This window comes from Leisingera sp. CC-HEC096 (genome assembly GCF_059429235.1).
Map to the genome: position 1 here is coordinate 153065 of NZ_JCAIJS010000006.1, position 14135 is coordinate 167199.

The following is a 14135-nucleotide window of genomic DNA, read 5'->3' on the forward strand; positions in this document are numbered from 1 at the left end:
GCCGCCTCAGCCCGGCGGATAGGAAAGTCTTGACACATGTAACCAGTTTCATCAACGATGTAACCAGTTACATTTTGCAGAATCGGCAGAAGAGATGACCCGCTACACAGTCCTGCGCGGCCTTGACAACATCGGTTTCGACAGCCCTGCCCGGGCCTTTCCCGGCTTTGCAAAACCCGCCCGGGGCAGCACCCGCGTCCTGGCGCTGCGCGACGGGATCCGGCAGGAGATGCAGGCGGGGGATCTGCTGTCGGTAGAGATTGCCCAAGCCGAGGATGGTGTGCAGATCGCAGCTTTTGATGCCGGCGGGCGCCCGGCGCTGGCAGCGTTGGGGTTGCAGGCGGATGCACGTCTGAGGGTTGCGGAGTGCGACAGCGCGGAGCTGCTGGGCTGGGTCGCGGCAAATGGCGGCGCCACCGCTGATATTCCCGCCGCAAATCTGGCGGTTAACGGCGTGCCGCTGATTCTGAAGGCGTCCAGCGCGGCGACGGTCTGGGTGTTTCATACGGCCAGCCCTGAGGCGCTGGTGCATGGCGCGGCCCCGGCCAATACCAAGGTCACCTGGCAGCCTGCGGAGCGCAGCACGCCGCTGCTGCCGCCGCTCTTGGGCGATACGCGGGAGGAATTCACCGTCAGCCGTGGCACCGGCTTTGCCTATGAGGTGAAGCAGGGCGAGATCATCCAGATCATTGATGTGGAGGGGCAGCAGTGCTCCGACTTCACCGCCTTCCGCGCCGATGGGCTGGAGCGGGGCGAGGAGCTGATGATCGACAGCACCGCCACCCGGTCGATGGTGCGGCGTGCCTATCCGGGGCCGGGATTGCTGGACAAATTCTTTGACCGCGATATGCGGCCGATGCTGAACGTGATCCAGGACACCTGCGGGCGGCATGACACCTTTGGCCTTGCCTGCACTGCGCGCGGCTACGAGGAGCGCGGATTTCCCGGCCACGTGAACTGTTCCGACAACATGTCCCATGCGCTGGCGCCCTATGGCGTGGCGCGGCGGGCGGCCTGGCCTGCGGTCAACTTCTTCTGGAACACCTGGGTCGATCCCCATTCGCACCACATCCTGACCGAGGAGTCGCATTCACGCCCCGGCGACTATGTGGCGATGCGGGCGCTGGAGGATCTGGTCTGCGTCTCCACCGCCTGCCCGGACGACATCGACCCGATCAACGGCTGGAACCCGACCGATGTGCATGTGCGCATCTACCGCCCCGAAACACCCCTGCGCCGCGCTATTGCCTACCGCGAAAAGGAAGACGCTCCGATGTCGATCAGCCAGAACTCCGCTTTTCATGACCGGCTTGAACCGCTGACCCAGCATTTTGCCCCGGCCCGCGACCTGTGGGCGCCGGTGAGCTTCCCGTCGCATGGCACCACCGGCGAATACTGGGCCTGCCGCAATGCTGTGACGGTGCAGGACATGAGCGGGCTGCGGAAATACGACATCGCCGGCCCCGATGCCGAGGTGCTGCTGCAGCAGGCGACCACCCGCAACGTAGCCAAGCTGGCGGTCTGGCGCGGCTCCTACACGCTGATGTGCGACGAGGCCGGCACGGTGATCGACGACGGCACGCTGTTCCGGCTGGCGCCCGACCTGTTCCGCTGGTGCTGCGGCTCGGAGGAGAGCGGCCGGGTGCTGGAGACGCTGGCGCAGGAGATGGGGCTGCAAGTCCGCATTCACGATATGCGCGGGGCGATGCCAAATCTGGCGATCCAGGGCCCCAGGTCACGCGACCTGTTGCGCAAGATCGCCTTTACCCAGCCGCACGTGCCACAGCTGGACCAGCTGAAATGGTTCGGCGTCACCGTGGCGCGGCTCAATGACCGGGAGGGGGCACCCTTTATGCTGTCCCGCTCCGGCTACACCGGCGAACTGGGCTATGAGATATTCTGTTCCAAGGCGCACGCGCTGGAAATCTGGGACGCGGTGATGGAAGCGGGCGAGGAGTTCGGGATCACCCCAATGGGGTCTGCCGCGCTGGAGATCATCCGGATCGAAGCCGGGCTGGCCGCCGCCAATGCGGAATTCGCAGCGGGCGTGGACGCGTTTGAGGCTGGGCTGGGCTTTGCCGTTGATCTGACGAAACCGGAGTTCACCGGCAAGGCGGCGCTGGAGCGCAACGCGCGGGAGCCGCGCCGGGTGCTGAAGGGGCTGCTGCTTGGCTGCAACGATGTGCCGTTGCACGGCAGCCCGGTCTATGAAGGCGAGCGGCAGGTCGGAATGGTGACGTCCGCCACCCGCTCGCCTTCGCTTGAGCATGCCATCGCCATCGCCCGGCTGGGTGTCGAGCACGCCGAAGACGGTGCCCGGCTGGAAGTTGGCCAGCTTGACGGGCGGATGAAACGCCTGGGCGCCACCGTCACGGACATTCCTTTCATTGACCCGCAGCGCAAGCGGGCCCGCGCCTGAGCGCGAAACCTCACAGCAACAGGAGAGAGAAACCGATGAAACATCTCGCGTTTGCAACTGCAATTGCCGCCTTGGGCACCGGTGCGATGGCGCAGGAAAAGGTCATGGTGGGCGAGCCAAGCTGGCCGGGTGCCAAGATCATGAGCCGGATCATCGGCCAGGTGATTGAAACCCGCTTGGGCGGCGAGGCGGGCTATGCCCCAGGCGCCAATGCGGTGATCTTTGCCGCGATGGACGGCGGCCGCGGCGATATCGACGTGCACCCCGACGTCTGGCTGCCGAACCAAGCGTCCTTTACCGACGAATACGTGGACCAGAAAGGCACCGTGGCGCTGTCCTCCGGCAGCTACGAGGGGCGGTCCGGTTTCTGCACCCCGACCTATATGGCCGAGGAGCACGGGATGAAGTCGATCTTCGACCTCGCCACCCCGGCGGCGCAGGATCTTTATGACACCAATGGCGACGGCAAGGGCGAGATCTGGGTGGGTGCCTCCGGCTGGGCCTCGACCAATGTGCACAAGGTGAAGGTGCGGGATTACGGGATCGAGACATTTCTGGAGCCGTCCTCCGAGGATGAAACCGTGTTTTACTCGCGGCTGAAGGATGCGGTGGAGCAGAAAGAGGGCGTCGTCTTTTACTGCTACAAGCCGCATTACGTGCATGCGCTGTATGACGTGACGATGATCGAAGAGCCAGAGCACGATCCGGATGCCTATACCATCATCCAGCCGGATCAGGACGCGGACTGGTACGGCAAGTCCTCGATCACCTCGGGCGACCAGGTGAAGACGGTAACGGTGGCCTATTCCAAATCGCTGGAGCAGCGGAACCCGGCGGCGGCGGCCTTCCTCAGCCAGATCGACATGGACGCAGGGGAACTCTCCAAGCTCACCTATCAGGTGGTGATCCAAGGCCAGGAGATCGACTCGGCAGTGTCAGACTGGCTGGCCGCCAATGGCGGGATCGTGGACGGCTGGCTGGGCCTGAACTGATCCCATCCTTTGGCCCCGCCGCCCGGCTGGCGGTGGGGACGGCACAAGACTTTTGAAGACAGGGGGAGGCCATGGCGGGTGATATCGCAATTGACGCACGCGGCGTCTGGAAGATTTTCGGGGCACGCTCAGCCGAGGCGCTGAAGGCCATTCACGCGGAAGGGCTGACCAAGCCCCAGGTGCTGGAACGGTTCAACTGCGTGGTCGGGGTGGCGGATGCCAGCTTCCAGATCGAGCGGGGCGAGCTGTTCTGCGTGATGGGCCTGTCGGGGTCCGGCAAGTCGACGCTGGTGCGCCACGTGAACCGGCTGCTGGAGCCGACAGACGGGCATATCTTCATCAATGGCGAGGACGTGATGGGGCTGAACGCCGAGGGCCTGCGCGACCTGCGCAACCGCCGCGTTGCCATGGTGTTCCAGAACTTCGGCCTGATGCCGCACCGCACGGTGCGCGACAATGTGGCGATGCCGCTGGAAATCCGCGGCACCGGCAAGGCCCGCCGCTGGGAGGAAGCCGACCGGGTGCTGGAGCTGGTGGAGCTGTCGGGCTGGGAGGACAAATACGCCCATGAGCTGTCCGGCGGGATGCAGCAGCGGGTGGGGCTTGCCCGCGCCATCGCCTCCGACCCGGAGATCCTGCTGATGGACGAGCCGTTTTCGGCGCTGGATCCGCTGATCCGCAAGCAGCTGCAGGACCAGTTCATGGAGCTGAGCCGCAAGCTGGGCAAGACCACGATGTTCATCACCCATGACCTGGATGAGGCGATCCGCATCGGCCACCGCATCGCCATCATGAAGGACGGCCGCATCGTGCAGATCGGCACCCCGGAGGAGATCATCCTGAACCCGGCAGATGACTATGTGGCGGATTTCGTGGCCGGGATCTCCAAGCTCAACATGATCTTTGCCCATTCGGTGATGAAGCCGGTAGCGGAGTTCGAGGCCACCCACGGCGCGCTGCCCGCGGATGCCAAGGTGGCGCGGCCCGACATGGACCTGAGCGACCTGATGGATCTGGCGGTGGACGGGCACGGCATCGTCAAGGTTGCGGATGCGGGCGCCACCGTCGGGGTGATCAACCGCGCGGGGCTGATCCGCGCCATTCAGGACAGCCAGGCGTAAGGAGAGGGTGATGAAGCACATCGACCAATCACAGATCAAACCGGAAACCGCCGGGCGGCTGAATGCGCTGGTGGGTGAGTTCACCGGCCAGTCGCAAAGCTACTATCAGCAGGTCTTCAGCTACATGATGGAGGCGCCGGGCTACCGGTTCACCTTGAACTGGGCGGCTGGCCTTTTGGGCCCGGTCTGGTTCGGGGCGAGGGGGCTTTGGTCCTGGTTCCTGGGCTTTCTGGTGCTGGAAACCCTGGCCTACATCCAGATCGCGATGGGCCTGTTTGGTGATCTGGGCCGCGACTTCCGCATCCGGGCGGAGCAGATCGCGCAGACGCTGGAGCTGCGGCGGCAGCAGATTGAGGCGGCGGAGGCCTCTGGCGCGTCCTCGTTGGACTCGCTGAAACGTGCCGCGGAGTCGCTGGAGGGCGCGCTGGCCGGGGCGCAGGAGGCCGCGGCGGCGGCCAATGCAAGCGGTGTTGTCTACCTGGCTGCGGGCATCGCCCTGCTGCTGGCAGTGAAGTTTCTGGCGGCATCCTTGGCGAACTGGACGCTGGAGGGGCAGTTTGCCCGCTGGCGCTCCGACCGCAGCGTGGCGAGCGGCTGGTCCGTGCCGCGGCTGGCAGTTTCCACTGTACTGGCAGCGGCGGTCGTGGTGCTGTCGGCGCTGAAGTTTGCGATGCCGGATGCGTTTTCCCTGCTGAATGCCTTTCCCACCAACCGCGACTGGCGGCTGAATGTGGGGGACGGGGTGCAGGCGGCGTTCGACTGGACCAAGACGTCCGGCCGCGGCTTCTTTGACGGGCTGACCGCGGGGATGCGGACGCTCCTCGACTGGATCGAGGTGGTGCTGGTCGATACCCCCTGGCCGGTGGTGGCGCTGGTGATCGTGATGCTGGCCTTTCTGTCAGCGGGGGCGCGGGTGGCGATCTTCACCGGTGCGGCGCTGGCCTATCTGGGGCTGCTGGACTTCTGGGAAAAGGCGATGACCACCATCGCGCTGCTGGGCGCGGCGGCGCTGATCTCGATCACCCTGGGCATTCCGCTGGGCATCTACTGTGCGCGGCGCCCGCGGGTGTTTGCGGTGGTGCGCCCGGTGCTGGATTTCATGCAGTCTATGCCGTCCTTTGTCTATCTGATCCCCGTGGTCGCCTTCATTGGCTCCGGCAAGCCGGCAGGGGTGGTGGCAACCATGATCTTTGGCAGCCCGCCGGTGATCCGTTTTACGGTGCTGGGGCTGCAACAGGTGCCGGACACGGTGCGCGAGGCCGCGCTCGCCTTTGGTGCCACGCCGCGCTACCTGCTGTGGCGGGTGGATCTGCCGCTGGCGCGCAAGACGATCATGGCCGGTGTCAACCAGACCATCCTGCTGTCGCTGGCGATGGTCGTGGTGGCCTCGCTGATCGGCGCCAAGGGGCTGGGTGAGGACGTTCTGGAAGCGTTGCAGTATGCGGCGGCGGGGCAGGGTATTCTGGCGGGTCTGGCGATCCTGTTCTGCGCGCTGATCCTCGACCGGATTGTTGCCGGCAGGCGGTGACCTGCCAGCCATCGGGACATGATGCTGCCCCGGCCTCAGCTGCCGGGGCGCATTGCGCTTGGCGGCAGCTTAACGGGAAACTTGGCACGCATTTCCGCGTCCAGCTTGCTGCCGAAATAGTTCGGGTAATGCTCCGCCAGGATCCGCTCCGAGACCTCATGGGCGCGGTCGAACAGTGTCTGCTTGCCCGCCTTTTCCCAGGTGTCCGTCAGCTCGCGGTCCATTAGTTCGGGGTAGACGTACTCCGTCTCCATGTATTCAAGCGTCTGGTTATTGCCGAGGAAATGGCCCGGGCTGATGGCGCAGTCGTGGATCACATCGACCGACAGGGTGTCGTCGCTGACCTCGATCCCGCGCAAGGTGCGGGAGATCATGCCGGCGGCTTCGTTGTCGATCACCATCGACTCGAAGGAGCAGCCCATCAGCGAGCCGACCATGCCGCCGAATTCGCACAAACGGTTCGCGCCGGCGTGGGCGGCGAGGCTGAAGGTCAGTGCCTTTTCAAGGCCGTATTGAGCGTCGGGGATCTTGGAGTCGGTCATGCCGCAGCCGACCGAGGTGGGCAGGTTGTAGAAGTTGCCCATCTGGATGGCGGCAGCGGAGATCAGAGCCTGCTCGCCCGAGCCGCCGGTGAAGGAGCCGGTGCGCAGGTCGGTGATGAAGGGCCAGGCGGCGAACACCACCGGCGTGCCGGGGTTGATCAGGTTGACGATGGCAACGCAAGAGAGGGTTTCGGCCACCGCCTGCGCCAGCGTGCCCGCCAGCGGGGCAGGGGAGGTCGCGCCCGCCTGCGGCGGCACCGCCAGATCACAGGTGAGGCCCAGCTTGGCGGTGTCGATCATGATCTCCAGGTTCTCGCGCCCCAGCCGCAGCGGAGAGACAATCGGGCAGCCGCCGAAGATCACGGAGGGTTTCTGGAGGAACTTGCCTTCGCCGCCGGAGGCCATGTCGAACAGTTCGATTGCCGGTTTGATATGGGCGCGGTCGCGGAAGGTGAGGCAGGAAGGTTTCTCGCTGCCGGCCAAGATCGCATAGAGCATCGACATGTCATGCTCGAAATCCTGCGGTACGTCGGTTGCCAGCACCGTGTCGCCGGTCATGTGGAGGTTGTCGAGCCGGTCCACCAGCCGGGTGAAGTCATAGATGTCCTTGAGCACCGAGGGCCGGTAGCTGCGGGTGGCGGCGTCAAAGGTCGTGACCGCGGTGCCGGAGTTGGCGTAATAGACCTTTTCCTTGGTGCAGTGCATGTCATCCTTGCCCGCGCGGCTGCCGCGGGCGTGGACGTAGAATTCGCTGGCCGCTTTGGTCAGCAGGTCCTCCATCAGCGCGCGGGGGAAGCACAGGCGGCCGTGGGCGTTGAGCTCGGCGCCCTTGGGCAGGACCAGATCGAGCAGCTCCTCGGTCGGGTCGCCGATGCCCGTTTGGGCCAGGATGGTCAGCGCCGCCTGGTGGATCTTCTGCATGTCCGCATCGGACAGCGGTCTGTAGCGGCCGCCGGGGATGCCTGCGTGGATGGCTTGCGAGGGCGCGGCCTGGGTGCGGGCGGCGGCGCGCGCTTCGCGTCCGCCGCTGCGGCGACGGGTTCGGGTCTTGGTGACGTCAACCATATAGCGGTCTCCGGAAAGGTCAGCACAGGCCGCAAAGGCGCGGCCTGCTTTCATTTTTGGGGTCTGAAGCGTTCAGATCATGCTGAAATAGCTGCGATAGAAGCCGGGCAGGCTCCATTCCATCTCCGACAGCGGGCCGGGGACGAAACGGTGCGAATTCACCCCTTCCTGATTGTGGCGGATGATGCGTTCGTCATCGAGCGAGGTGACGTGCCACAGCCAGGTCAGCGCCTCTTTGCTGTAATCGCGGCCTTCCTCGGCGTCGCCGCGCACATACCAGGCGATCTGGATGTCGGTTTCCTGCAGGGAGCGGGGGATGAAACGGTATCCCACCAGGTGGTCGGCATAGATCAGGAAATAGTTCAGCGTGCCGATCGCGAGATCGGTGGCGCCGCCGTCATGCCCCGTCAGCTGCCCCAGCGGCGGGGCCAGCGGCTCACCGTCCTTGCTGCCGGTCTGGTAACCGGGAAACAAAGGGTAGCGCCGCCAGTAGACATCCGCGCCCAGAGCCAGCGCATTCGGGCCGGTCAGATCGAGCTCCTCTGTCGGCAGGCCGGCGGAGGCGGAGCGGTCGCGCAAGTCTTCGCCGTATTTCTCCACATCCGCGGGATCCTTGAGCGAGTGGCTGCGGGAATAGTCCTGATGCGACGGCGCGCAATGGTAGCACTCCAGGTAATTCTCCAGCGCCAGTTTCCAGTTGGCGGGCACCGGATAGGAGGCCTCATGCGCGAGTTTCAGGTTCTCCAGCTGCATCGGCGCCGACAGCGGCGCAAGCCGTGCGAGGCTTTCCTCCAGCGGCGGCGGGTTTTCATCGGCGCAGATGAAGATCAGGCCCTGGAATATCTGCACCTGAACCGGGAAAAGCCCGTATTCGGAGGGGTCGAAATCCGGCCCCATGGCGCGGCCGCCGCGCAGACGCCCGTCCAGCCCGAAGGTCCAGGCGTGATAAGGGCAGGAGAACACCCGCGCGGTGCCCTGCTTTTCCAGGCAGACGCGGGAGCCGCGGTGGCGGCAGACGTTCACGTGGGCGCGCACTTCGCCTTCGCGGTCGCGCACCACGATCACCGATTCCGGGCCGTAGTCGAACAGGAAGTAGTTGCCGGGCTCGGCGATCTGGCTGACGTGGCCAACCCAAATCCAGTTGCGGTTCCAGACCCGTTGGATGTCATGTTCATAGACCGCCTGGGAGGTGTAGAAATGGCGTTCGAGCGCAAAGCCTTCTTGGTGGCTTTCCATCAGCTCGCGCATCACTTGCAGGTCATCTTTGGGCATCAGCTGCCTCCCATATCGTTCAGAGAGATCAATTCGCGGCGGAACCAGTCCGCGTCCGCCGCCGCCGGGTCGCGTTCGAAATTGCGGGCGGCCATGTGGCCGGCATAGACCGCATCGGCAATCAGCCCCGGGGATGCGGCATCGCCGATCAGCTCCAGCGTGGTGAAGCGGTGCGCGTGGTTTGCCTTCAGCTCCTCATAAAGGGCCGCGTCGCGCTGGCGGGCGGTCACCATCAGCAGGCTGGCGCAGGGCACGGTCCGCGGGCGGCCCGTATAGGCGCAGCCCAGGGTGGCGCCACCCGCATCGGCCGATTGCAGCAGATGCAGCGGGATGATCTCCACCCCGGCCTCGATCAGGCTGGTCTGCACCCGTGCCTGCTCCAGCGTCAGTTCGGTAAAGGCTGAGACCACGGCCCCGGGCGTGGCCAGGATCACCTTGCGGCCGGCCGCGGCCAGGTGGTGCGCCACCACACCGCCGAGGTAGGCCTGGTCGTCATCATAGATCAGAACCGGGCCGTCCGCAGGGGGCAGTTCGCCCGCCATGATGTCGTCGGGAGTGAAAACCGGCTGGCCCTCAACCGGCAGGGGCGCGTGGCTGGAGCGGCCGCTGCCGTCGCGCAGCCAGCGGCTGCCGGTGGCGACGAAGACATTGGGAATTTCCAGATCGGTCACTTCGGTGGCGCTCATCGGGCTGTCGGTGAACATCTGCACATTGGCGCGCTGCTGCAGCTGCCACAGCCGGTTGTCGGCCACCCGTTTCCAGGCCGACAGTCCCGACAGGCGGGATTCGCGCAGGACGCGGCCGCCGAACTCGGGCGCGGCTTCGGCCAGGGTCACGTCATAGCCGCGGTTCGACAATTGCAGTGCGCATTCCAGGCCCGCCGGGCCGGAGCCAATCACCAAGGCACTGGTTTCATTGCGTTTGGGCGCGATCTTCTCAGGGTGCCAGCCGCGGCGCCATTCCTCGCCCATGGTGGGGTTCTGGGTGCAGCGGATCGGCACGCCCAGATTGTCAGCTGACACACAGATGTTGCAGCCGATGCATTCGCGGATCTCCTCAACGCGGCCGTCCCTGATCTTGTTCGGCAGAAACGGGTCGGCGATGGAGGGGCGGGCGGCGCCGATCAGGTCCAGCACCCCCTTGCTGACCAGCGAGGTCATCAGGTCCGGCGAGGTGAAGCGGCCGACCCCGACCACAGGTTTCGACGTCACCTGCTTGACGAAGTCGATATAAGGAACCTGGAAACCGTCCTGCGGCTGGAAGCGGGTGGTCTGGCTGTCATTGCTCCAGTCGGAGACGTTCACGTCCCACAGGTCCGGCAGCTCAGCCAGCATTTCGACCACAGCGCGGCCTTCCTCCTGCGCCTGCATCCCGTCCGCGCCCATCATCTGGTCGACCGCAAAGCGCAAGGCGACGGCGCAGTGCCCGTCCAGCTCCTCGCGGGTTTCCTCCAGAAGCTCCCGGGTCAGGCGGACGCGGTTTTCCAAAGAGCCGCCGTATTCGTCGCTGCGGCTGTTGAATTGCGGCAGCAGGAAGTGCTGGGGCAGGGTCATCTGGTGGCCGGCATAGACATAGACGATGTCGAACCCGGCCTCCTTGGCACGGCGGGCGGCAGCGCGGTGCCAGCGGCGCAGGTTGCGGATGTCCTCCTTGTCCATGGCGCGGGCCTGTTTCGGGAAAACCGTGTCGATCGGTCCGTCAGAGGGCGCCAGCACCGGGGCGCGGGTCAGATGGTTGGTGGCGTGGTGGCCGTTGTGGGCCAGCTGGATTGCCGCTAGCGCGCCGTGCTGATGCACTTTCTCGGTCATCAGCCGCAGGGCGGGAACGTCGTGTTCGTCCCACAGACGGTTTTCCGCATACGGGCCCAGGTCGGACGTGGGATGGATTTCGGTTTCTTGAGTGGAGACCACGGCCCAGCCGCCTTCGGCCTTCATACCGCGCATGGCGGCTTCGGCCTGCGGACGCACATGCCCCATGCCGTTGCAATGGGGCACCTGGTAAAACCGGTTTCGCGCGGTGACGGGACCGATCTTCACCGGTTCAAACAGAATGGAATACCCATTTGCGCCTGACATATTGGCACATCCTTTTATTCACAGATTGTCGTTAACGGCGGGACGGCGGGCCCCATGGCCCGCCGCTTGCGGGGATCAGAAGCCTGCTTTGATGCGTTCGAATTCCTTCAGCATCCGGCCTTCCAGTTCGGGGTTGACCGCGTCAAAGAACAGGCTGCCGTCAAAGAAGCTGTCCACATCGGCAAAGCCATAGGTCTTGATCAGCTCCTGGTCGGCGGATTTGAAGGCCTCGGCGTTGGAATGGGCATAGCCCCAGTTCTCGATGATGTATTTGCCGCTGTCCTCGGCGCTCAGCGCGTTCAGCATGTCATAGACCTGCTCGTCGCTCTGGGTCGAGGAGGTCAGATGCACATAGCCGCAGACCCAGGTGGCGATGCCCTTGTCCACGTCACGCATCATCCTGGCCGGGGTTTCGTTCCAGATCAGGTTCAGTTCCGACTGGTTCCAGCCCCAGCCCAGCAGCACCTCGCCGCTGGCGATGGCCTGGTCCAGCTGGCCCGCGTCGGACCAGTAGAACCGCACGTTCGGGTGGATCCGGCGCAGGAAATCGGAGGCCTTCTGGAACTCCTCCTCGCTCATATCGGTGTAGCTGGAGGCGCCGGTCGCCAGCGCCGCCATCGCATAGGCCGAGGACGCTGCGTCGGGAATGGCGATCTTGCCCTGATAGGCGGGGTCCGCCAGCAACTGCAGCGAGACGTCTGCTTCGTCGATCTGGTCGGTGCGGTAGATCAGCCCGGTGTTGCCCCACTCGAACGGCACCATATAGGTCTGGCCGTCGATGGTGACGCCGTCCACATCCTTGATCTGCGGCAGCAGCTTGTCCCAGTTGTCGATCCTGGAGGTGTCGATCGGCTTGATCAGATCCGCAGCCACCCATTTGCGCAGCGCGTCGGTGCAGGGGTGGGCGATGTCGGCGGCAAAGCCTGACTGCAGCTTGGTGAAGGCCTCCTCGACGCTGCCGAAGTAGGTGTAGCTGGGCGCGCCGCCGTATTTCTCGACGTAATCGCCGTAAAACCCCTGGTCCTCATAGCCGGACCAGTCGAAGACCGACAGGCTGTCGGCCCCGGCCTGCGCGGTGCCGGCCGGGACGGTCAAGGCGGTGGCGGCGGCCAGTGCCCCCGTCAGCCCCAAAGCAAGATGTTTCATTTCCTTCCTCCCTGTTATTCTCATGCTTCCCGCGCGCCGAGGTCGATGACCGAGGCGTTCTGCACCCCCAGCCAGACGCGGTCGCCGCGCTTGTGATCCACTGTGTGGAAGTAGTTCGGGACGGCCACGGAGATCGGCTCCTCCACCCCGTCGGCGCGCACGTAGTAGTGGACGCTCTCGCCGTAGAAGGCGATGTCGCTGACGCTGCCCTGGAGGCAGGCGTCATAACCGGGCGGCTGGGTGGCGCTGATTTCCAGCTGTTCGGGGCGGATGCCCGCCAGCAGGTCGGGGCTGCGGGCCAGCACATTCGGGTTCACGTCGATGGTGAGCGGGCCAAAGCCCTGCAGGTCGACATTCACTGATTTGCCATTGTCCGCGGTCACCCGCGCATCCAGAAAGTTCATGCCGCCGATGAAGGCCGCGACCCGGCGGTTGCAGGGCCGGGCATAAAGCACCTCGGGGCGGTCGACCTGCTCCAGCTTGCCGGCGAACATCACGCCGATGCGGTCGGACATGGTCATCGCCTCATACTGGTCGTGCGTGACCATCACGAAGGTGATCCCCAGCTTCTGCTGCAGGCGGCGCATTTCCAGCTGCATCGCCTCGCGCAGGTTCTTGTCGAGCGCCGACAAAGGCTCATCCAGCAAGAGCACCTTGGGCCGCATCACCAGGGCGCGGGCCAAGGCCACCCGCTGGCGCTGGCCGCCCGACAGTTCATCCGCCTTGCGCGCCTGCAGGCCGCCCAGCTCGACCATTTCCAGCGCCTCGGCGACGCGGTCCTTAACCTCTGCTTTGCCGAGGTTCAGCTTGCGCAGGCCAAAGGCAACGTTGTCGCCGACGTTCAGATGCGGGAAGATCGCATAGGACTGGAACACCATGTTGGTCGGGCGCTTGTTTGCCGGGATATGCGCCATTTCCTGCCCCGCGATGCGGATGGTGCCGGCATCATGGTCCTGAAAGCCTGCAATCATCCGCAGCGCCGTGGTCTTGCCGCAGCCGGAGGGGCCGAGCAGCGAGAAGAACTCGCCCTCCTTCAGCTCCAGGTTCAGGTCGCGCACCGCCACAAAGGTGCCAAAGCGCTTTTCCACCCCGGAGATTTCGATGATGTTCTGACTGGTCATCTGCGTATCCTTCATCAGGCGGACTTGGTGGAGCGGCGGCGGAAGTATTCTGCGGTCAGCAGCAGGAGCACCGAGGCGAGCAGCAGCAAGGAGCCAAGCGCCAGCGTGTTCGGCAGCTTGGCCGGGAAGCGGATCTGGCTCCAGATGTAGACCGGCAGGGTGGGCTGGTTGCCCGACAGGAAGAAGGCCAGCACAAACTCGTCAAACGATACGGTGAAGGTGACCAAGAGGCTGGCGACAATCCCCGGCGCCACGATCGGCAGGGTCACCCGGCGGAAGGTGCCGATGACGCTTTCGCCAAGGTCGAAGGCGGCTTCCTCCAGCGACTGGTCGAAGTCGTCGAAGGCCGATTTCATGATCGAGACTGCAAAGGGCAGCGCCACAAAAACGTGGCCCAGGATCACCGTGGTCAGCGACGGCTTCAGCCCCAGCGAGATGAACAGCACCAGCATCGACGACGCCACGATGATGCCGGGAATGACCAGCGGCAGCATCACCAGCCCTTCCGACAGCTCACGCCCCTTGAAGCGGTAGCGGACATAGGCGCGGGCGGCGAACAGCCCCAGAGAGGTGGCGACAATTGCGGTCACCGCACCAACGATCAGCGAGTTGGCCATCGCTTGCAAGAGCGTGTCCTGCGCGCCCAGCTGGGCGTACCACTTCAGCGTGAAGCCCTTCATCGGAAAGGCCACGATGGTGCCGTCATTGAAGGAGAACAGCGGCAGCAGCAGCACCGGGAGGTACAGGAAAATCAGGTAGCCGATGGCATAGACCAAGAGCCAGGGGAAGCGGAAGGGTTTGCGCCGGGACTTGCTGACATCAGGGTTCAGCGGTTTGTTCAGGGGTTCGCTCAT

Annotated in this window: 10 protein-coding genes; 4 read left to right on the forward strand and 6 right to left on the reverse strand. The window is 64.8% G+C overall.

Annotation, left to right across the window (positions count from 1 at the left end; genetic code table 11):
- Positions 1–94 precede the first annotated feature (94 nt).
- The 4 genes from AC5STI_RS21065 to AC5STI_RS21080 all read left to right on the forward strand — a co-directional run bounded on the left by AC5STI_RS21065 (position 95) and on the right by AC5STI_RS21080 (position 6060).
- Positions 95–2419: a DUF1989 domain-containing protein gene (locus tag AC5STI_RS21065; protein ID WP_495448212.1), complete on the forward strand. Its 2325-nt coding sequence runs from the start codon at positions 95–97 to the stop codon at positions 2417–2419.
- A gap of 35 nt (positions 2420–2454) precedes the next feature.
- On the forward strand, positions 2455–3411 hold the full coding sequence (locus AC5STI_RS21070; protein WP_495448213.1) for an ABC transporter substrate-binding protein: 957 nt from the start codon (positions 2455–2457) through the stop codon (positions 3409–3411).
- Positions 3412–3482: 71 nt separating this feature from the next.
- The gene (locus AC5STI_RS21075; RefSeq protein ID WP_495448214.1) at positions 3483–4532 is read left to right on the forward strand and encodes a quaternary amine ABC transporter ATP-binding protein; all 1050 of its coding nucleotides are present in this window, start codon (positions 3483–3485) and stop codon (positions 4530–4532) included.
- A 10-nt stretch (positions 4533–4542) separates the two neighbouring features.
- Positions 4543–6060, forward strand: a complete 1518-nt coding sequence (locus AC5STI_RS21080) for an ABC transporter permease (protein ID WP_495448215.1) — start codon at positions 4543–4545, stop codon at positions 6058–6060.
- A 35-nt stretch (positions 6061–6095) separates the two neighbouring features.
- Here the strand turns inward: AC5STI_RS21080 and AC5STI_RS21085 are convergent, their stop codons facing one another.
- The 6 genes from AC5STI_RS21085 to AC5STI_RS21110 form a co-directional block, all read right to left on the reverse strand.
- Complete coding sequence (locus AC5STI_RS21085; protein ID WP_495448216.1) at positions 6096–7721, reverse strand: trimethylamine methyltransferase family protein; 1626 nt, start codon at positions 7719–7721, stop codon at positions 6096–6098.
- 18 nt (positions 7722–7739) lie between these two features.
- Entirely contained in the window at positions 7740–8939 is a 1200-nt protein-coding gene (locus tag AC5STI_RS21090; protein ID WP_495448217.1) for an aromatic ring-hydroxylating oxygenase subunit alpha, read from the reverse strand.
- Complete coding sequence (locus AC5STI_RS21095; protein WP_495448218.1) at positions 8939–11014, reverse strand: oxidoreductase; 2076 nt, start codon at positions 11012–11014, stop codon at positions 8939–8941. Before AC5STI_RS21095 ends, AC5STI_RS21090 begins: the two co-directional genes overlap by 1 nt.
- 75 nt (positions 11015–11089) lie before the next feature.
- Positions 11090–12160, reverse strand: coding sequence for an ABC transporter substrate-binding protein (locus AC5STI_RS21100; protein ID WP_495448219.1), 1071 nt, complete (start codon positions 12158–12160; stop codon positions 11090–11092).
- 20 nt (positions 12161–12180) lie between these two features.
- Positions 12181–13281 (reverse strand): ABC transporter ATP-binding protein, encoded by a 1101-nt coding sequence (locus AC5STI_RS21105; RefSeq protein ID WP_475053667.1) that lies wholly within the window; start codon positions 13279–13281, stop codon positions 12181–12183.
- A 14-nt stretch (positions 13282–13295) separates the two neighbouring features.
- On the reverse strand, positions 13296–14135 hold the full coding sequence (locus AC5STI_RS21110; protein ID WP_495448220.1) for an ABC transporter permease: 840 nt from the start codon (positions 14133–14135) through the stop codon (positions 13296–13298).